Genomic DNA, 19,968 nt, shown 5'->3' on the forward strand with positions numbered 1-19,968 from the left:
TTCATTGCCATGCTAACATAATTAAGAAAATCCTCGCAATATCAAAAATTAGGAGCATTTAAAAAAATACATTGATAAAAATCCCATGCTTCTTTCTGCGATCTTTTAGAAAAAAACGATCTTATTTTTTTATATCCTATTCTACATTTATATTTTCTCACAGAAGCTTTTATCCTCATTTCGATAACCAAAATACGCTGCTGATTGTATCATCACTTACACGGATAACCTCTAATACTCAATGAAATCAGCAAGAGGAAGCCGGATTTCATTTTCCGGCTTCCTCTATTTCATTTTAAAAAACAAGAAATCACTTTATGCTGCTGGATATAAACATTGAAGCATCTTGATCCATAAAAATACGATGGCCGTGATAGAATGTCTTCATTTCAGTTGATTTAAATCCAACATCGGATAATCTTTTTTTCAATTCTTCGTGCGAAAAACCGCTGTGAACTTTCGGATGTTGAATTTTATCGTTTTTGTCAAAATCAATAATCAAGAGCTTGCCGCCATTATTTAAAACACCGAACAATTCTTGTAAAATTTTATTCGTATCCGGAATATGAAGAAGGACGAGTGACATTAAAACGATGTCTGCCTTCAGTTCAGGAGTTTCTTCGGTAAAATCTGAATAAAGCACTTTTGCGTTGGCAATTCCTTTGCGAAAAATTTTAGCTTTCGCCACCTCCAACATTTGTTTTGATGAATCGACCAACAAAATAGAGTGTACTAAATCTGATAATTCTAAACTAATGAGACCAGTACCACTCCCATAGTCGATTAAAGATTTTGATTGACTATTTCGCAATTCCGGTCTTACTTCATTCACGATCACTTTTGCTATTTCAATTCTTTCTTCTGTATCATATCGTTTTGCCATCTGTTCAAAAACGTTATGTTCCATATTCCACTCCCTATTTTTATTTAAAAATAAAGCTACATCGTGGTCATTATAGCTTGAGGTGCTCCACTCAGGACTTATGGGCGGATTCTATTTGCACTTTTGAGCAAGGATATAAAACCATACAATTTTGTCAGCTTGCGGCCCGTTGAAAAAAAGCCGCACCGGTATACTGCCAAGCTGACGGAAAATATCCCAGACATCCTCATGAAATATCCTGCCTGAAAGGCCTTCAAACGAAGCCAAATCAGCTGATCACTACTTTTGTTTTTTCAGGTATGTTTTCATAATCCATTTTGCATCTGGAATCGCAAGCCTGATGCATCCATGGGAAGCTTTTTTTCCTAATTTTTTTGCTTCCTTTTCAATGACCTTCTTATCTTTGGTGAATGGTACGCTATGAAATAAGAATTCACCATGATTTTTCCATGAAACCCAATACTCTGCACCTTCCTGATATTTTGGAGAGAAAAACCACTCACCTCGTTCAGGCTCTACATAATATGTACCCTTTGGTGTTGAATCATCCTCTGTTTGATCAAGACCTGAGGAAATATTCATCGTGTAGATTGTTTGACTTCCATCTTTGATGTAGGCCTCCTGTTTTTTTGTAGACACATCAATCCAGATAGAATCTTTATTTTTAATGTCAGGGTATTTTCCGTCTGAAGGTTTTGTCCAGTCGATTTCTTTTTTCTCTATTTTTGTTTTTACATTGTTAGATGTTTCTGTTGATGACGTATCAGCAGGCTTGCTTACTTCAGCGTTCACCTGTTCCATTTCAGCTTTTGACTTTGAACAAGCTGCCATCATGCCAACCAGAGATACAGAAGCTACTAATATTAATCCAATTCGCCGTTTATGCTTCATATGAAGTCTTTCCTCCTTGCTTCCCCATATAAATCTTAAACATTACGATTTAGATTGTAGCTTAGTGTATCATTTTTTGTCAAAGCACAAGGCCATTCAAAAAGCTCAGGCTTCATTCAAACTCGGAGCATCTTCATTTCCATGCTTCTCTAAAACTCGTTTTAATCCAAGCACTGCCGGCACTTTAGTCAATTGTTGTCGTGGTCATTTTTAAACGTTAGCTAAAATCTTTCCTTAGATTGAAATTCCTTTTTTAGCACCGAAACTATAAGCTGGTCAGCAGGCTTTCCCTGAAATTCTCCGCTTTCTCGCAAACAGCCCTCATAAGAGAAACGGAGTCTCTGAGGTACAGCGAGGCTTCGTTTATTTTGGCTGATCACTTTTATTTCTAAGCGATTTAGCCCTCGCGTCTGATAGGCAAAAGCAGCCAGCTGTTTTACAGCTTGTGTCACGAGTCCTCTTCCCTCAAAATCCGCACCTATATAGTAGCCAATAGAGGCTGTTTTGATTCTGTCATTGATTTGATATAAGCACACTTTCCCTGCCAAACGGCCTTTTTCAAAAATGTCGAGATGCAGCGAAGATCCGGATTCCGCTTCTTCTTGTGCAAACGTAATGAACCCTTGACTGTCTTTCACACTTTTCACCTCATCACCCACGGAAGCCATTCATTCAAAAAACAGGTTCAATATCCACTTTTTGCAAACCATTAATAATACCGGTTCTTTTATCAATGAGCAGTTGATCATCCAGAGGTAAACTCATATGAACACCTCTCTAACAATGAATTTTCTATTGGTATTTTGAGATGTGACAGCATGTGTTCAGAATGCCATAATGCAATATGTCCATTGCACCACGAAGCGAGCTCCGGGGTTTTGGATTAGAAAGCCAAGGATAAGTAAGGGAATTATGGTTTCATCACCTTCGCCACCCGCGCCTCAAATTCCGCGTACGTGATTTTACCCGAAGCCAAATCCATACTATGAAGGTAAATCTGTTCTGTTTTAGAATAGTCACCATTCACTTTCAGTGATTGCTCCTCTCCCGAAATGGGTTTCAGGATATGGTACTTTTTCGAAAAAGCCTCGAAATAGCGGTAACCGAATTTGCGTTGTGAAGCTGCGTCTAAATGAATGCCATCAGGATTCGCAGTCAAACCTGCTGCAGTAACAAAATAACAATTCTGTTGTTCATTAGCAAAACGCAGCAATTGTTCATTAACCTGTCGAAATTCGGTCGCGTGCTTTCCAAAACCGGTCTTCCCAAGAAAGTCACCAAGCCCTCCAATAATCAACGGTACCTCATCAAGTTTCAACTCGTTTCTTAGCGTTTCGATAATAAGGGTTAATTTCTCGTAATAAGTTTCATGTAGCGAACGATAACTGTCACTCTCACCTTGGTGCCAAAGGATTCCACAAATTTGACTGGACCGGAGGGCGAAGCGGGCTTCGGACAAAGCATGCTGAAAAAGGATGCCTTCCGGATGCCAGTCATTCAATGAACTGCCACCTTCCGCACAAGGGATCAAGCCAATTTCTTCATCGGGATGAGCTCTCGACCATGCATCTGCAAAAGATGCCGCCAGGCCAACGCCGGAAACCGGACGGTCGTAATTAATCGGCTCTGTCATCATCTGCCACTGTCCATTGCGCAGCATTTTTATTTTTTCATTATAGATAGGGTCTACTTCATTCAAAAATCCACGGCCCGCCATATTCGACTGCCCCAACATTAAAAAAGACTTTATCATCTAATTTTCACTTCTTTACATCAATATTTTGGTCTAATTAGACTATAGTGAATTCAGTTTGTCTTGTAAAGTTTTAACAGTTTTTATTTTTTTATTAGCATGTATGAAAAACAAACTAACATTGAAAATTTGGTGGATGTATTTGTGAAATAGCATGTTCTTTTGCTTTTCTTATTCAACTATCGGGGGCTTTAGTTTAATAATAACGATCTTCCACAATCGGGCGCGATTATTGAACAAGAACTAAAGGAGTTATACATATTAGTCATGTAAAATATGTATAACTCCTTATTTTTTATGACTTTTTTTGATTTAGGTCTTGATAAATAACGAAATTTCTCGTATAAAAATACACAATTAGATGACCGGGTGTATTGCTGAAACATACACCCGGTCATCTTTATGCAGCTTTTCAATTACTTCCCTGAATGTGCAGGTATTCTTCAGGAAAGCGGTCAACTTCCCCTGCCTGCCCCGCAAGTAAAAACGTTCGAAAAAAGTTAAATCCTATTTAATTTGAATTTCCTTCACTTTTTTTATCTGTTTTGCTTGGAACAGGATCAAAGCCTCCCGGATGAAGAGGGTGGCATTTCAGTAATCATTTGATGAGCAGATAACTGCCTTTGATAAACCCAAACCTTTGAATCGCTTCAAGACCGTAGTTGGAACATGTTAGATAAAATCTGCAAGTTGGTGGGAAAAGAGGTGATATCGCCTTTTGATAGAATCGAATCAATACTTCGCTGCCCGTTTCATGATTCCTCCCGAAGAAATTTTGCTATATCCTTTGCAAAATATGTAACAATCAGATCCGCACCCGGCACTGCCGCTGATCTTTCGTCAGCCGACAGGTCACCATATTAATCGGTTAAAGTAAATGTTTAGAATAAAAAATAGAAGATAACATGACTCCAACGAGCTATCGCTTTTGTCAAAATTGTGACCAAAAAAAGCTTTTCTTGTTGATATGAACGTTACATCTGCATGATTCAGAAAAGTGGTTTTTCTCGTGAGATTCTTCACTTGACAAGATCTCTTTTTCGGGGAAATAAAGAAGAGTAGCGGGAGATCATGTTAGCAGATCAGTTTCTTTGTTCATTTTTTGGACACTGAGCAGAAACCTTCAATGAAGAGCCTCCATCTCATCTCTCGTCACTATACTATCCTCTGTGTCTGCTCTCGTTTAGATATTTACTGGTTGTGGTAAAATAATATGAAGAAATTCAATGCAATATCTGAACAACAAGGCAGGCGATGCCGGATTCCTTGATTGTGCGTGAATATGATCACCCGACAACACAAGGCTCTGAAGTGAAATTCAAACAAAGGTTAGAACAAATTTCAGATTGGACTAAAAGGAATAATGAATAATTGGAACACTTGGCATTCCTCTAAGATCAAGTTGTATAGAAGAAGCCTATATCTTTTTGGATATTCATATTCTTTGCAGCCGTTCTTACACAATGTGAATTTTACAAAGAATGGAGGTGTCCTATTTATGACGAAAGCTGAAATAATCGAGTACTGCCTGTCTTATTCAGATACTTATAAAGACCACCCTTTTGGTGAAGGATGGACTGCGATGCGTCACAACGGTAATAAAAAGTTGTTTGCTCTTATCTTTAATCTTGATGGCCACTTATGCGTAAATCTTAAATGTGAACCTCATCGCGCTCATTTTCTCCGCGGCATATTTAAAGAGGTGAAGCCTGGGTATCATATGAATAAAGAGCACTGGAATACCATCATATTAGATGGTGATCTCCCAGAGGATGATCTTCATGATATGGTGCAGCATAGTTTTGAATTGACTAAGCCAAAGGCACGTATCTGATACACATTTATTTATTGCATTAAATCGATAACGTCTCTAGGTATTAATGAACTCCCCTTAGGGATTGACCGAGTTGTTTATAAAGAAAAGGAACCTCTGATGAGTTCCTTTTTGTATATCATTGTGTTTATATAAAATACCTCTGTAGAGCCCTGACATATAAGAACTCAAAAGTCAGCCCATTTCAAAACATGATGAAAACTTCTGTGCCGGAGTTTTTTTAACGCTTAATTATACAGATAACTCACCTTCAAACACTTTTTCCTCACTTTGATTGTAGGTGAACAACTATAGGCTCAAGCACTCTTCATTTTGTGAGGACATGATAGGAGCATCTTTCCATGGTGAGGGAACATAAATATCAAAAGACCGCCAAGCTTTCTTGAAGAAGCTTGGCGGTCTTCGGGTCTCTTTTTTGCTTAGTATATGTCAATGGATTTCCAGCAAAATCCACTGTCCATACATCATTGATGTTTTATTTTGATGTTTCCTCTTACGAATCATTTGTCTGAGAAGATAGAATTCATTTGGACCGTGTGAGATGAACCCAAGCCATAGCGGCTTTATGCCATGTAACAATAAATGTGGAGGAACCTGCATGTCTCAGTTAGTTTCGGGATAAAATGCGTGTTGATGTTCCTCTGCTTCACTATTTAATATGCGATAGCTAGACCCTCCAATATGAAGCGGAATATCCAGTTTCTCTAAATTTGGCATTCCATTTCTTAAGAAAAGCTCTTTATCTTGATATCTCTGTAAAACTTCTCCCACAATCCACTCTTGATCCCCTAAAGTGGAAACACTGTGTACTTTACACTCATAAGCAAAATACGTATCAGTTAAAATCGGTATCTCAGCTCTTCGTCCTTCTTCGTATTGAATATGAAATGCTGCAAACTTATTGATATCTCTGCCGCTATGGGTGCCTAATGCTTGAATTAATCCCGAGCATCTTCCCGGAAGAAAATTCACACCGAAAACACCGCTTTTCTCAATCAATTTGTAGGTATATGTCTCTTTGTTTACTGATACCCCATACATTCCGGGAGAAGATCCGATATACGTATGCCACCCGGAGGCCATTGCGTTTTTTTCACCTTTATATTGAGCCGTAACGACAGCTACCATGCCGGGGTAGGCGTACCAAATTGGTTCATCGATCGGTGCTCTCATCTTCATCGCTCCTTTTGTTTTAGATTCATTTTTTATTAAAATTTGAGAGGCTCGCATCAACATCGACATGTTCTTCTTCAAATGGACCGTTCGTTTTAGCTGCAAGCCAGTTTAACAAATGGACTCCCGGCGGGTTGTTTCCGACTTGCCATTGCGGCGTGAGTAACCGAAGCGTCTTATTTTCTGTCATCTTACACATCCTTCCTTTCCAATATTCACGAGAAGATGCATAAATAATAAACCCTATAGCAACTATAGGGTCAAGGGGTTCGTTATTTTTTCAGCACTCTAAATTCTGTGAGGAAGTCTTCTTCTTTTAATGAGTTATAGCTGTTTGGAAAAGAAACTTGATATACTTTTCCATCCGTTTGAATGCCGTGAGATTCAATAAAATGGTACAGTTTTTGATAGTATGAAAAATAATTTGTTGAAGAGCAATCAAATGAAATACATACATATTCACCGGACGGGATCGTATCTATCCCAATATTTTGTTCGTCTGTATCTATCTTTACTCCATCATAAATCGTCGTATAAACACTGTTGCAATAAATATCACCGGAATTTTTATAAGGCTTTAAATCATAAATCAGTCCATAATAGTTATCAACCATATCTCCTCTTTCTTCAAGGACTTCAGCCAGTTTGCGGTAATACCAATCTGATTGATTATGAGGATTCACTTGAGGTGTCGCTGCTTTTAAAATGGTTTGGCCTTCTATATGCCGAACATAAACCAGACCTTCTTCTTTTTTAGTGCGTATCTCCAATTGTTCGTGAAGCTGATTCTTTCTTCTTTGAAGCAATTGCCTGGCACGTTCGAGTCTTTCCATTTCACGCTCAATCACGCTTTCTTGCTCTTCAAGAAAGGTTTGCATCAGTTCAGGGGTACATGTATATGAGATCATGCGCTTAATTTCTTCCAAAGGCGTTTTAATAGATTTGAGATATTTTATAATATCCAAATAAAAGAACTGTTTAACATGGTAATATCGATAGCCATTATCCCGGTCTGTACATTGAGGCTTGAAAATTCCGATCTTATCATAATAGCGCAATGTTTGAATGGAAATGTGATTTAGACGGGCTGTTTCCCCAATTGAAAAATATTCCTTCATCAATCCCACCCTTTCTTTTATTCTTTCTTCCACTATATACGATTACCTTCAAAATCCTAACTGAACGACCTTGAGAAAAAACCTGTCTAAGACGATCTTCATTTTGTTCTATGTTGAACATATCCACGAAGACATGATCTTTCCTGTCTCATCACGATTGTATGAGCCGCTCAGGAAATATCGGCTTCTTTGAACAGATTTTTCGTAAAAAGGATATACAGCAAAGACGACATCAAACAGGCTGACTCCGCTTTACGTTAAAATCGCACCCATCAATACGATAGCGACCAGCCTGACAATGGTCTTCGCAATCGACGCAACCAAACCGGAAATCTCGACGACCTTCCCGAAAATAGCGCCAAGCAGAAATACCGGAAAGTACAGCTTAAAAAACCCGCCATCTTTTCCATAAATACTGTTAGAAAAAGGAAGTGTAAAGCTTGGATCTGTCAACAGCACAGCAAATAAAGCACCAATCGGAGCAAACAAGATGACGACAAATCCCCGATAGACGAAAAACATCAGCAACCCCACCGCCAAAAGAGTAATGATCATGTCCACAAACATCCCCTCCCTTTCCGCCATATTATCGTGCAAGTTCCGTGCCAGTTGCCAAAACTCCATTTCAGCCTCCCATATTTTCAGGGAACATGAGCAACAACGATTCCGGCCAGGCGGATTTTTCCGCTTTTACGGAAAAAAAGAAAGCTCTTTTTTAGAGCTTTTCTCATCTCCTTCCCGGGACGGCAATAAAAGCAATCCGGTCACCAAGCCCTCTCTCGAGCCCCTTATTCGTCGGAAGCCGCTAAAAAACCTCCCGTACATACACGGGAGGCCGTCATTAAAACTCAATTTTAATTTTTTGCGAATCACTGATTTTCTTGTGGTTTTTATCAAAAACGTCACTCGTGGTGATCTCGATCCACTTCAAATCCTTTGTCTTCTTGTTGTCTTCTGCTTCCTTGTGATGCCCGTGTCCGCTTGCTGTGTTAACGATAAAACCTAAGTTTCCGGCTTTTGCAGCGCCGCCTTCTAATTCTCCATTTAACTCCTCAAGGTAAATATCCTTTTGCCAATCAAAGGTTTCACCTGTGTTTGTTTTCAGTAATGCAATTGGTGCAAAATTCACTTTCTCAGAAGACTTGTTTTTGATTTCAACGAAAACCTTAACGAAATCAAACTCCTCATCATGTGTCAACACGTGAAAATAATCAATCATGCTGTAATCCGGACGTAGGTGAATCAGCTTCATGTTTCTTACGGTTAATTCGATTGCTCCGATGTCATATGTTTTGTTCACGTTTTTGATATCTTTTAAAACGGCTTCACCTTTGTCATCAGCAAATGTTTGATTAACCTTTTCTAAAGACCTGTCATCTGTAACTTGCGGATTAGGCTGGTACTCATTTATTTGCCTGTCTGCTTGAGCTGAAACGTTCTGCGTTTTGACTTCTGCTGTTTGGCCGCCGCCTGTATTGTTATGGCCGGCGTTTGATGAGCAGCCGGCAAGCATCATGATCGAAAAAAAGATGAAAAGAGCCTTTCTCACCTTAATGGCCTCCATTCAAAATAGAGATCCCGTCACTTCATACAAGCAACGGGACACCTTGTATTCTCTTACTTATCGTTAATCTTGATTTTGTATTGTAAAGCATCAAAAACATTTTTGGCGATTTCAGTGTTATCGATTTGCCCGGCAAATGTCTCGCTTGACGGTCCGTATGCATAGACAGGAACATCTTCACCTGTATGTCCGCTCGTTGTCCAACCGGTGTGAGAGCGCTTGTTGAAAATGTCTTCAATCGCATTGTCGATATCAAGCACTTTCTTCGATTTGGCTGCTTCTTCAACCGATTGAATTTCCCCTTTCGTTAAGGCTAACTTTTTTTGATCAATATATGTCTTTAATGTTTTTTCCACATCCGCACCGCCGGCGATTTTTTCTGCCATAAAGTCAGGCGTGCGCTTTGCGGCTTTAATCGGTTCACTGAACCAGTTGTAGATGCCGTCTGCACCGATGGAGTATCCGCCGGTTGAGTGGTCAGCTGTTGCGACAACCAATGTATGCTTGTCTTTTTTGGCGAACTCAATAGCCGCCTTATAAGCTTGTTCGAAGTCTTCCATTTCACTCATCGCGCCGACAATATCATTGTCATGGCCCGCCCAGTCAATCTGGCTGCCTTCAATCATAAGGAAGAATCCGTCTTTATCCTTGCTTAATTTTTTAATCGCTGTGTTTGTCATATCTTTTAATGAAGGAATATCCTTCGTGCGATCCATTTTTTTAGGCAGGCCGCCGTCAGCGAATAGGCCGAGAACTTGGCTGTCTTTATTTTTCAGCATGTCCTTGCGGTTATCCACATAGCTGTATCCCGCTTTTTTGAATTCCTTGATCAAATTGCGGTCCTTACGGTCAAAATTGCTTTTTCCACCGCCTAAAAGGACATCGATTTTGTGCTTGCCGTTTACCATTTCATCAAAATAATCATCGGCAATTGCGTTCATATTTTTCCGGCTGTGGTCATGTGAACCGAAAGAAGCCGGAGTGGCATGTGTAATTTCTGAAGTGGCCACAAGTCCTGTTGATTTCCCTTTTTCTTTTGCCGCTTCAAGAACGGTTTTGGCCTCTGACCCGTCGTTATCCACCGCAATGGCGTTATTGTATGTTTTAATTCCCGCAGACATGGCCGTTGCCGCAGCTGCAGAATCCGTCACATTTTGCTCAGGGTCTTCGGGGTAAGTCGTTTGCTGGCCGACAAGATATTGGTCAAAAGCCGTAGGCTCCACAGCCTTTGTCTTTTTATTATCCTTTAAGTAGCGATAAGCGGATGTATACGACACACCCATGCCATCACCGATTAGAACGATGACATTTTTAATGTCATTTTGCTTCCCCTTCTTCTTTTCTTGAGCGCTGGCTTCAAGCACACTGCCGCTTGCTAAGCTGCTGAACGCAATAGATGATAAAACCGCGATAGGCAGTAATTTCTTCGGGAATTTTTTCAACTGGATAACCTCCTAAAAATATATGAATCTCAGGGTGACAACCCTATTATATTTTTAAAGTATTAAGTTCATATTAATCGTTTATAAAGATTGGATTTACAAGATGAGAAACGCGGACAAATTATGTAAAGGAAGCGGGATGGTGGTTTGCGAATTCTGACCTTCCATTCTCTATCACTTTCATGTAAACGAAATGTCTTCTTTTTTACATCCAAACCTAACTCTGTCTTCATGCAGGAAATTTAAAAATCTAAAACAGGATCTTTAAATGTTTTGCTAGAAACCAAATGTCTATATTCTTACATTGACAAGAATATGCTTCCTCCTTAAAATGAAAATGATTATCAACATCATTCAGGAGGAAACTATGCATGTTTAGCGGAAGGATTAGTTTGAAAATTAAAATTACTTTCTTATCGATACTCGTCTTTTCAATCTTATTAGCTGGATGTACAAACGCAGAAAATTCAACAGAGACGAAAGATCATAACAATATGATCACAATGGCTTGGCCAAGAGATATAGGCGAACTGAATCCCCATGTCTATAATCCTTCTCAATTGTTTGCCCAGTCGATGGTATATGAACCTTTGGTCACTTATGAAGCGGGCGGAAAGCTTAAACCGCATTTAGCAGAATCATGGGATATATCTGATGACGGCAAAGTGTATACGTTTCATTTGCGTAAGGATGTCAAATTTTCAGATGGAACAGCGTTTAATGCAAAAATCGTGAAAAGGAATGTTGATTCCATTTTAAAACATACAGAGCTGCACAGCTGGTTGGGGTTTATCACAAAAATAGCTCAAACGGAAGTGATCGATGATCATACATTTCAATTGACGCTGACTGAACCATATTACCCAACCATTCAGGAGCTGGCAGTTGTTCGGCCGGTTCGGTTTTTAGGAGAAGCTGGATTCCCTAAGGATGGCGATACATCAAAAGGTGTCGAAAAACCGGTGGGAACGGGTCCATGGGTATTGGAAGAGTATAAAGCTGATGAATATGCGGTTTTTAAACGCAATGAACATTATTGGGGCGAAAAGCCAAAAGTCGAGAAAATCAAGGTGAAAGTCATCCCAGACGCAGAAACAAGGGTGCTGGCATTTGAAAAAGGTGAACTGGACCTCATTTACGGTGAAGGCGTCATCAGTTTGGATGCATACAAGCAGCTGCAATCGACAGGTAAATATGAAACAACCCTTTCTGAACCAGTGGCGACGAGACAGCTTGTCATGAATACGAAAAAAGAACAGCTTTCAGATGAACGGGTGCGCCAAGCCCTTCATTATGGTTTTAATAAAGACGCCATGGTCGAAGGTATCACCTCAGGGTTAGAAGAAAAAGCAGATTATATTTTGCCGACAACCTTCCCATACACGTCTGATATTGATGTAAAACCAGTAAAATATGATATTGAAAAAGCGAAAGAGCTGTTAGATGCTGCAGGCTGGAAGCTTTCGAACGGAAAGACGGTGCGTGAGAAAGACGGAAAGCCGCTTGAATTTAGTTTAATGTATGATTCAGCAGAATCCATTCAAAAAACAATGGCAGAAACCCTGCAAGCAGAATGGGCAGCGATCGGGGTAAAGTTGAATCTTGAAGGAGTAGAATTGGCAACTCAAGTAAAACGGTTTAAAGCGAATGAGTTTGATATGAACTTCTTTAGCAACTATGGTGCGCCTTATGACCCGCATACATTTTTAAACATTGTCGCGTCAAAAGGATTTGGATTTAATGAAGCGATCTCAGCCTATCCAAACAAAGAGGAGTTATTGAAGCAGATGTCAAAGGTCCCTCAAACAACTGATGAAAAAGAGCGGCAAGAGCTTTATTCATCTATTTTAAAATCTCTTCAAGAACAAGGAGCCATCGTTCCGATCTCTTATATTAAAAAGACAGCGATCTATCAAAAGAATATCACCAACTTTACTTTCCCTGCTAACCGTGACGAACATCCGTTTACAGGTATTCGCATTAAGCAGTAGGAGGCTTTTATGGTCAACTATATATTGAAACGAATCATATCCATTATTCCAGTGTTTCTTTTAGCTGCGCTTTTGACAACTGGAATGATTCATCTCTCACCTGTTGACCCAGCTGAAGCGTATTTAGCCGCAGCGCATATTCAGCCAACCGATGAAATTTTAGCGCAAAAAAGGCATGAGTTTGGCCTAGATCAACCATTCTTTATTCAATATGTCAACTCTATTTTGAAGATATGCCAATTCGATTTTGGCATATCTTATGTTTCGAATCAGCCGGTTTGGGACGAGGTTGCACTCAGAATACCAGCAACGATCGAGCTTGCGCTTGGGAGTTTATTGATCGCGGTGCTTGTCAGTGTCCCTCTCGGCTTCTTTGCGGGAATCAAAAGAAATGGGGCAATTGATCATATCAGTCGCTTCATTTCCTTTTTCGGAGCATCCATTCCGACCTTTTGGTTAGGGTATATGTTGGTTTTTTTCTTTTCTGTTCAATTAGATCTTTTTCCGGTAGAGGGAATTGGGACTTGGCAGCACCTCGTACTGCCGTCAATGACGTTGGCGCTTCCTTTAATTGCGATGTATACAAGGCTTTTGCGCGCCAGCGTGATTGAAAACTTGCAAGAACCATATGTACAATTCGCACGAATCAGAGGACTGAAGAATCAACACATATTGGCCAAGCATGTGTTGAGAATGGCCATTTCTCCGATGATTACAGGACTGGGAATGAATCTTGGGAAGCTGCTTACCGGAACCATTATTGTTGAGGTGGTTTTTTCTTGGCCTGGCTTTGGCCGCTATTTTATTGAGGCGATTTTCAATCGCGACATCCCTGTCATTCAATGTTATGTGTTCATAGCAGCTACCTTATTTATATTGAGCAGCTTAATCGTTGATCTGATTCAAATGTATATTGATCCGCGCATTTCGAGGAAAGAAGGACAGCATCGATGATCACAAGCATACGCAGAATATACAAAGGTCAAAACGTGATAACGGCATGTATCATCATATTATCCATTCTGTTTATCATCGCTGTATTTGCCCCCTGGATTGCGCCGCATAACCCAGTTGCTGTTCATTTGGCTTATAAGCTGCAGCCTCCGTCCTGGACGTTTCCTTTAGGAACCGATCATTTAGGAAGATGCAACTTATCCCGCCTTTTGTATGGCGCACGGATTTCTCTGGGGTTTGCGATGCTCATTTTTATTTCCTCCCTGGTTATCGGTCTCATTGTCGGTACGATTTCAGGGTATAAAGGCGGCTGGATTGATCAGCTGTTAATGAGACTTTGTGATGGTGTGATGGCTTTTCCGAACTTAATTTTAGTTCTTGGTCTTGTGGGCATATTCGGACCTGGACTTCCTCAAGTCATTCTTGCCCTCATCCTTGTGCAATGGGTCTATTATGCAAGAATCTTTAGAGGAATGGTGCTAAGTCTGAAAGAGAAGAACTTTATTGCGGCTGCAAAAATCAACGGATCTTCGCAGTGGAAGATTATTAAAAACCATATCATTCCCAATGTGCTCCCCCCTCTCGTCGTTATGGGTACATTGGAGATGGGCTGGGCGATTATGGATATATCCGCTATGTCGTTTCTTGGATTGGGGGTTCAGCCTCCGGCGGCTGAATGGGGAGCGATGATTCATGAAGGTAAATCGTATATTCGGACGAATCCTGAGTTGATGATTTATCCAGGGATGATGATCATGATTGTCGTTGTGACGTTCAATTTATTGGGCGAAACCTTATCAGAAAAATACGGAATCAAACGTCGATAATAAAAGGAATGAGGAAGTTGGGAACAGAACAATCACCGGTGCTGAAAGTGAGAGATTTACATGTCCAGACCAAAACGCCAAAAGGCGCTTCTACCCTCGTGCAAGACATCAATTTCGACCTGAAGCGCGGCCAAGTCTTCGGTCTGATTGGCGAGAGCGGATGTGGAAAAACGGTCACAAGCATGTCTATTCTTCAAATACACGATCAAAAAACAACCAAGGTGGAAGGAAGTATCGGATTACAAGGTCGAGAACTGAACGGATTAACAGATAAGGATATGCGTAAAATCCGCGGCAAAGATATTGCCTACATTATGCAAAATCCGATGAACGCTTTCACACCCGTTTTCACGATTGGTCAGCAAATGATCGAAACGATTCGCTCCCATACGTCACTCACAAAGAAACAGGCAAAAGAGCTTGCAATCGAAGCATTGCATGATATGAACTTACCCGCTCCTCTTAAGCTTTTAAAATCTTATCCTTTTCAATTAAGCGGGGGAATGCTTCAACGGGTTATGATTGCAATCGCTGTATGCATGCATCCAGCCATTCTCATAGCGGATGAGCCCACCACTGCACTGGACGTGAATAATCAAAAGACAGTGCTGAAACATTTAAACGACATGCGTTCTAAATTTGGAACAGCGATTTTGCTCATATCTCATGATTTAGGAGTCATTGCTGAAATGGCAGATGAAGTCGCTGTGATGCAGTATGGAAGAATCGTAGAAAAAGCAGATGTGTTTCAGCTGTTTGATGCACCAAAGCATGACTATACAAAGAAGCTGTTAAATGCACGTATGACCTTGCCAATTGCTATTGGGTCAATTTAACAAAAGATCGGCATTTTAATGGGGTGAACAAGTGAGTTTATTACAAGTGAAGGAAGTCACTCATCGTTATGCGGAGCGTTCATTGTTCAAATGGAAATTTCAGTCTAAACAAGTCCTTTCCGATGTCAGCTTTTCGATTGAGAAGGGCACATGCTTAGGCATGATTGGGCCAAGCGGGGCTGGTAAGAGTACATTGGGAAGAGTGCTGCTTGGTTTAGAGCGGCCGCAATCAGGTCAAATCCTTTTCCAAGGCCATGATGTATATCAAGCAGATCAATCGATCCGCCGCAAAATTCGCCGCGACCTTCAAGCCGTCTTTCAGGATTCATACTCGGCCGTCAATCCGCGAATGACGGCGGAACGGATTATTGCAGAACCATTAGAAAACTATGAAACTCTCACCATCTCAGAGCAAAGGCGAACCATTATCGAGCTGCTGGAACGAGTCGGCTTGAGTGAAAAGGATTTAACAAAATACCCACACCAATTCAGCGGCGGTCAATTGCAGCGGATCAATATCGCAAGAGCCATCTCGCTCAAACCGAAGCTGATCGTATTAGACGAATCAGTCAGCAGTCTGGACATGGTGACCCAAACGCTCATATTAGATTTGTTAAAAGAGCTCAAAGACGATTTTGGGTTATCGTATTTTTTTATTACGCATGATTTGAAAGCCGCTTATCAATTGAGTGACACACTAGCTGTATTGGATAAAGGCAAATTAGTTGAGCTTTACGAGTCCAAACATCAGTTTTTTTCGTCAGATCATCCAGCTGTAAAAAAGATGAAAAGTTCCATACTTGCAGAACACCCGCGCTTTCGTTCGATAGGAACAAAGACGATGCAACAATAGTTGGTTACTTAGCTTAAGGCCCCGCGAATGATTGGGGGTGTTACAGCGAACCGGCCCTGCTATATTCCCCTGTGCTTTCCCTTCTGTTTGATCAAGTGGTGCTTTTTTTCCGTTGCGCTGTTTGATCTTTTGTTACCTGATCATCAGGTTTCTACTGAGTGTTTTCAACCCAAATATGAGCCACTTTTAGAAAGGTGGCTCATATTATTTTTCATATTTTCCCCTGAACACTTTCCCGCCAAAATTCCCTTTAAAAAACAGCTTTCAGGGATACTAAACCTGTGACTCAGCATCAAAGTGCGAGTTGACAGGGCGGTATTCAACACATATCGAAGGAACTGTATATGACAAGTGTCATGTATGAAGCATGATGTGTGCTACTACAAAGTATGTGTCTCTTAGGCGTATACTTAAGCGAGACACATCAATGAGAGGATACTTTACTATGACTGAACAAACCATCGCCCATAAGCAAAAACAGCTGACAAAACAAGTTGCTGCTTTTGCTCTGCCTGATAACAAAAAAAGTCTGATTCAGCTCTTCAATACGTTTGTCCCTTACTTTGGACTGTGGTTTCTTGCCTATCTCAGCCTCGATGTCTCCTATCTCCTTACTTTAGGATTAACAGTGATTGCCGCGGGGTTTTTGACGAGAATTTTCATTATTTTTCACGACTGCTGCCATCTCTCCTTTTTCAAACAAAAGCGTTATAACCATATGCTTGGTTTTTTGACAGGCGTTCTGACGCTATTCCCATACCTTCAATGGCAGCACAGCCATTCGATTCATCATGCGACCAGCAGCAACCTTGACAAACGCGGGACGGGTGACATCTGGATGTTGACGGTAAACGAATATAAAGCCGCGCCTCTCCACACAAAAATCGCATACAGACTTTATAGAAATCCGTTTATCATGTTTATTCTCGGACCGATTTATGTTTTTCTGATTACAAACCGTTTTAACAAAAAAGGCGCCAGACGGAAAGAGCGTGTGAACACATACCTGACGAACCTTGCAATCGCGGCTTTGGCTGCTCTGTGCTGTGTCATCTTTGGCTGGCAATCGTTTTTGCTCGTGCAAGGTCCGATCTTTCTGATCTCCGGTTCAATCGGCGTTTGGCTGTTTTATGTTCAGCATACATTTGAAGATTCTTATTTTGAAGCGGATGAAAACTGGAGCTACGTTCAGGCCGCGGTAGAAGGAAGTTCATTTTATCAACTTCCGAAACTGCTTCAATGGCTGACAGGCAATATCGGGTACCACCACGTTCACCATCTGAGTCCAAAGGTGCCCAACTATAAACTTGAAGCAGCTCATGAACAGCACGAACCATTAAAAAACGTCCCGACAATCACCTTAAAAACAAGCCTGCAATCACTCGCCTTCCGCCTTTGGGATGAAGAGAAAAAGCAATTTGTGACATTTCGGGATATCAAACAAATACCGATCCACCTTCCGCCTGATTCTATAGAAAGACAGAAGCTGCGGAAAAACGCCTGATGAAGAGGAGGTCTTCTTATATCCAAGAAGACTTCCTTTTTATGGTTCAGTGATGCAATCCGGCTCTGGCAATGGTAAAGTTACTCTTAAGACGAAAAGTTGAAAATGAGGTTATATCATGGTTAAAAAGCATTTTACATTTCAAAAACTAAGCGGGATCTCGCCATATATATGGACGATATTTTTTATCCTCCCCTTCTACTTCATATTCCAATCACCATCAACGTTTGTGATCGTCGTCGGCATCATTTTGACGCTTTTATTTTTTTCGATTTACAGATTTGCTTTCGTCTCAAAAGGCTGGGCCGTTTATTTATGGGCGTTTATTTTAATCGGCATTTCAACGGCTTCGATTACACTGTTCAGCTATATTTATTTTGCTTTTTTTATCGCATATTTTATAGGAAACATTAGAGAACGCGTCCCTTTTCACATTTTATATTACATTCATTTAATAAGCGCAGCCGTCGCCAGCAACTTCAGTCTCGTGTTAAAAAAAGAATTGTTTCTGACACAAATTCCTTTTGTGGTCATCACGCTCATCAGCGCGATTTTATTGCCATTCAGTATAAGAAGCCGCAAGGAGCGCGAACGGCTTGAAGAAAAACTCGAAGATGCAAATGAACGGATTGCCCATTTGGTAAAATTAGAGGAACGGCAGCGGATCGCCCGCGACCTCCACGATACACTTGGACAAAAGCTGTCTCTAATCGGTTTAAAAAGCGACTTGGCGAGAAAATTAATTTACAAAGATCCCGATCAGGCAGCGTATGAGCTAAAAAGCGTTCAGCAAACAGCGAGAACTTCTTTAAATGAAGTCAGAAAAATTGTATCCTCTATGAAAGGCATCCGGCTCAAGGATGAAATCAGAAACATCAAACAAATTCTCGAAGCAGCTGACATCACGTTGATCTATGAAGAAGAAAAATTGCCGGAAAATATCTCATTGCTCAATGAAAACATTTTGAGCATGTGCTTAAAGGAAGCTGTCACAAATGTCGTCAAACACAGTCAGGCGAAAACCTGCCGTGTTGACATTCAGCAGCTTTGGAAGGAAGTTGTCATTACAGTGGCGGACGATGGAGAGTTTCAAGGTGAAGAAATGTACTTTTCAAAAGGACATGGCTTACTCGGGATGAGAGAACGGCTTGAGTTTGCCAACGGCAGCCTTCACATCGATACCAAAAACGGCACAAAGCTTACCATGACAATCCCTAATAACTCAAAATAAACAAAAAGGATGGCTTAGCATGATTAGTATATTTATTGCGGAAGATCAGCAGATGCTCTTGGGTGCATTAGGATCGCTCTTGAATTTAGAAGATGATATGAAAGTCGTCGGCAAAGGAACAACCGGGCAGGATGCCGTTGACTTCACCAAAAAACATCGGCCTGATGTATGCATTATGGATATTGAAATGCCCGGAAAAACGGGACTTGAAGCTGCTGAGGAATTAAAGGATACAGGCTGCAACATCATTATCTTAACCACTTTTGCCCGCCCCGGCTACTTTCAGCGAGCGATTAAAGCCGGTGTTAAAGGCTACTTGTTAAAGGACAGCCCGAGCGAAGAGCTTGTGAGCGCCATCCGCAGCGTCATGAACGGAAAGCGCATCTATGCGCCTGAATTGATGGAAGATATGTACGGTGAGGCCAACCCTCTCACAGATAGAGAAAAAGAAGTGCTCGAACTCGTAGCCGATGGAAAAAACACAAAAGAAATCGCCCAAGAACTCAGCATCAAAAGCGGGACGGTCCGCAATTATATCTCAATGATTCTTGAAAAGCTGGAGGTGAAAAACCGAATCGAAGCCATTACCCGTTCTAAGGAAAAAGGCTGGTTTAAATAAAAAGAGGATCTGGTCAAGATCCTCAGCAGGTAAGTGGATTGGCTATTCAACTCGGCATTTCTGCCACATCATGGATACTTTAGAGAGACTAAGTAAATGGCGACGAAGGAAAAACCACCAACTAAATGAGATCGGCAGTAGACCACTTCCCCAAAATATTGAATACTTCCGTCAATTCTTTCTTTTATTTCAAGGAATTGTATTTTTCATTGGAGCAATTTATGCGTTTAGGCTGCACAGAAATGAAACGAAATAATTTTTAAAAAGAATTGTTATACAAGTATGGCAGCAAGTCTTTTTTAGACTGATCCATTAAACTTCTTTTCACATTTCATTCTTGAGGCTACGGCATAAGTTCGCACATAACTTTTATGTTCCGCGGATAGAGTTCTATATTCCTTCTATTAACGGATAGTTCAGGTTGTTAAAATGAATATATTTAGGATTCAACCTTCTCACGAACAAAGGGCGTTCCTTGGTCTGAAATATCAGAGC

At 40.7% G+C, this 19,968-nt stretch carries 17 protein-coding genes and 3 pseudogenes; 9 read left to right on the plus strand and 11 right to left on the minus strand.

The features are described 5' to 3' along the window. Positions 1-310: 310 nt before the first annotated feature. The 5 genes and pseudogenes from M654_RS16495 to yidD all read right to left on the minus strand — a co-directional run bounded on the left by M654_RS16495 (position 311) and on the right by yidD (position 4,263). The gene (locus M654_RS16495; RefSeq protein ID WP_026587970.1) at positions 311-907 is read right to left on the minus strand and encodes a class I SAM-dependent methyltransferase; all 597 of its coding nucleotides are present in this window, start codon (positions 905-907) and stop codon (positions 311-313) included. Positions 908-1,151: 244 nt separating this feature from the next. After that, positions 1,152-1,600: pseudogene (locus M654_RS16500) on the minus strand (L,D-transpeptidase); the annotation flags it as partial. 395 nt (positions 1,601-1,995) lie between these two features. Then, complete coding sequence (locus M654_RS16505) at positions 1,996-2,412, minus strand: GNAT family N-acetyltransferase (RefSeq protein WP_163170564.1); 417 nt, start codon at positions 2,410-2,412, stop codon at positions 1,996-1,998. A 272-nt stretch (positions 2,413-2,684) separates the two neighbouring features. Continuing rightward, the gene (locus M654_RS16510; protein WP_026587971.1) at positions 2,685-3,527 is read right to left on the minus strand and encodes a sialate O-acetylesterase; all 843 of its coding nucleotides are present in this window, start codon (positions 3,525-3,527) and stop codon (positions 2,685-2,687) included. A 511-nt stretch (positions 3,528-4,038) separates the two neighbouring features. Beyond that, positions 4,039-4,263, minus strand: a pseudogene (yidD, locus tag M654_RS16515) (membrane protein insertion efficiency factor YidD). A 762-nt stretch (positions 4,264-5,025) separates the two neighbouring features. Here yidD and M654_RS16520 point away from each other — a divergent pair. Next, on the plus strand, positions 5,026-5,361 hold the full coding sequence (locus tag M654_RS16520) for an MmcQ/YjbR family DNA-binding protein (RefSeq protein ID WP_026587972.1): 336 nt from the start codon (positions 5,026-5,028) through the stop codon (positions 5,359-5,361). 603 nt (positions 5,362-5,964) lie between these two features. Here M654_RS16520 and M654_RS16525 read toward each other — a convergent pair. The 6 genes and pseudogenes from M654_RS16525 to phoB all read right to left on the minus strand — a co-directional run bounded on the left by M654_RS16525 (position 5,965) and on the right by phoB (position 10,658). Continuing rightward, positions 5,965-6,534: a flavin reductase family protein gene (locus M654_RS16525; RefSeq protein ID WP_026587973.1), complete on the minus strand. Its 570-nt coding sequence runs from the start codon at positions 6,532-6,534 to the stop codon at positions 5,965-5,967. 25 nt (positions 6,535-6,559) lie between these two features. Continuing rightward, a complete protein-coding gene (locus tag M654_RS23625) occupies positions 6,560-6,724 on the minus strand; it encodes a hypothetical protein (RefSeq protein WP_201278478.1) in 165 nt (54 codons plus the stop codon). Between the two features lie 82 nt (positions 6,725-6,806). Then, positions 6,807-7,652 carry a MerR family transcriptional regulator gene (locus M654_RS16530; protein WP_026587974.1) on the minus strand — a complete coding sequence of 282 codons (846 nt, stop codon included), beginning with the start codon at positions 7,650-7,652 and terminating at the stop codon, positions 6,807-6,809. A gap of 176 nt (positions 7,653-7,828) precedes the next feature. Continuing rightward, positions 7,829-8,213: pseudogene (locus tag M654_RS16535) on the minus strand (GntP family permease); the annotation flags it as partial. Positions 8,214-8,493: 280 nt separating this feature from the next. Next, entirely contained in the window at positions 8,494-9,201 is a 708-nt protein-coding gene (locus M654_RS16540) for a DUF4352 domain-containing protein (RefSeq protein WP_026587976.1), read from the minus strand. A gap of 68 nt (positions 9,202-9,269) precedes the next feature. Then, positions 9,270-10,658 carry an alkaline phosphatase gene (phoB, locus tag M654_RS16545; protein WP_026587977.1) on the minus strand — a complete coding sequence of 463 codons (1,389 nt, stop codon included), beginning with the start codon at positions 10,656-10,658 and terminating at the stop codon, positions 9,270-9,272. A gap of 371 nt (positions 10,659-11,029) precedes the next feature. On the opposite strand from phoB, the gene nikA reads away from it, so the two are divergent. The 8 genes from nikA to desR all read left to right on the plus strand — a co-directional run bounded on the left by nikA (position 11,030) and on the right by desR (position 19,473). After that, complete coding sequence (gene nikA, locus M654_RS16550; RefSeq protein WP_026587978.1) at positions 11,030-12,649, plus strand: nickel ABC transporter substrate-binding protein; 1,620 nt, start codon at positions 11,030-11,032, stop codon at positions 12,647-12,649. 9 nt (positions 12,650-12,658) lie between these two features. Continuing rightward, the gene (gene nikB / locus M654_RS16555; protein ID WP_026587979.1) at positions 12,659-13,603 is read left to right on the plus strand and encodes a nickel ABC transporter permease subunit NikB; all 945 of its coding nucleotides are present in this window, start codon (positions 12,659-12,661) and stop codon (positions 13,601-13,603) included. Continuing rightward, positions 13,600-14,430 (plus strand): nickel ABC transporter permease subunit NikC, encoded by an 831-nt coding sequence (gene nikC / locus M654_RS16560; protein ID WP_026587980.1) that lies wholly within the window; start codon positions 13,600-13,602, stop codon positions 14,428-14,430. Before nikB ends, nikC begins: the two co-directional genes overlap by 4 nt. 17 nt (positions 14,431-14,447) lie before the next feature. Continuing rightward, a complete protein-coding gene (nikD, locus tag M654_RS16565) occupies positions 14,448-15,266 on the plus strand; it encodes a nickel import ATP-binding protein NikD (RefSeq protein ID WP_026587981.1) in 819 nt (272 codons plus the stop codon). Between the two features lie 31 nt (positions 15,267-15,297). Next, positions 15,298-16,119, plus strand: a complete 822-nt coding sequence (nikE, locus tag M654_RS16570; protein WP_026587982.1) for a nickel import ATP-binding protein NikE — start codon at positions 15,298-15,300, stop codon at positions 16,117-16,119. A gap of 445 nt (positions 16,120-16,564) precedes the next feature. Next, positions 16,565-17,623, plus strand: coding sequence for a Delta(5) desaturase DesA (gene desE, locus M654_RS16575; protein WP_026587983.1), 1,059 nt, complete (start codon positions 16,565-16,567; stop codon positions 17,621-17,623). Between the two features lie 118 nt (positions 17,624-17,741). Next, entirely contained in the window at positions 17,742-18,854 is a 1,113-nt protein-coding gene (locus tag M654_RS16580) for a two-component sensor histidine kinase DesK (RefSeq protein ID WP_026587984.1), read from the plus strand. Between the two features lie 19 nt (positions 18,855-18,873). Continuing rightward, positions 18,874-19,473: a two-component system response regulator DesR gene (gene desR / locus M654_RS16585; protein ID WP_026587985.1), complete on the plus strand. Its 600-nt coding sequence runs from the start codon at positions 18,874-18,876 to the stop codon at positions 19,471-19,473. The last annotated feature ends 495 nt before the right edge of the window (positions 19,474-19,968 follow it).

The organism is Bacillus sp. NSP9.1, from assembly GCF_000465465.2.
GTDB lineage: Bacteria > Bacillota > Bacilli > Bacillales > Bacillaceae > Bacillus > Bacillus sonorensis_A.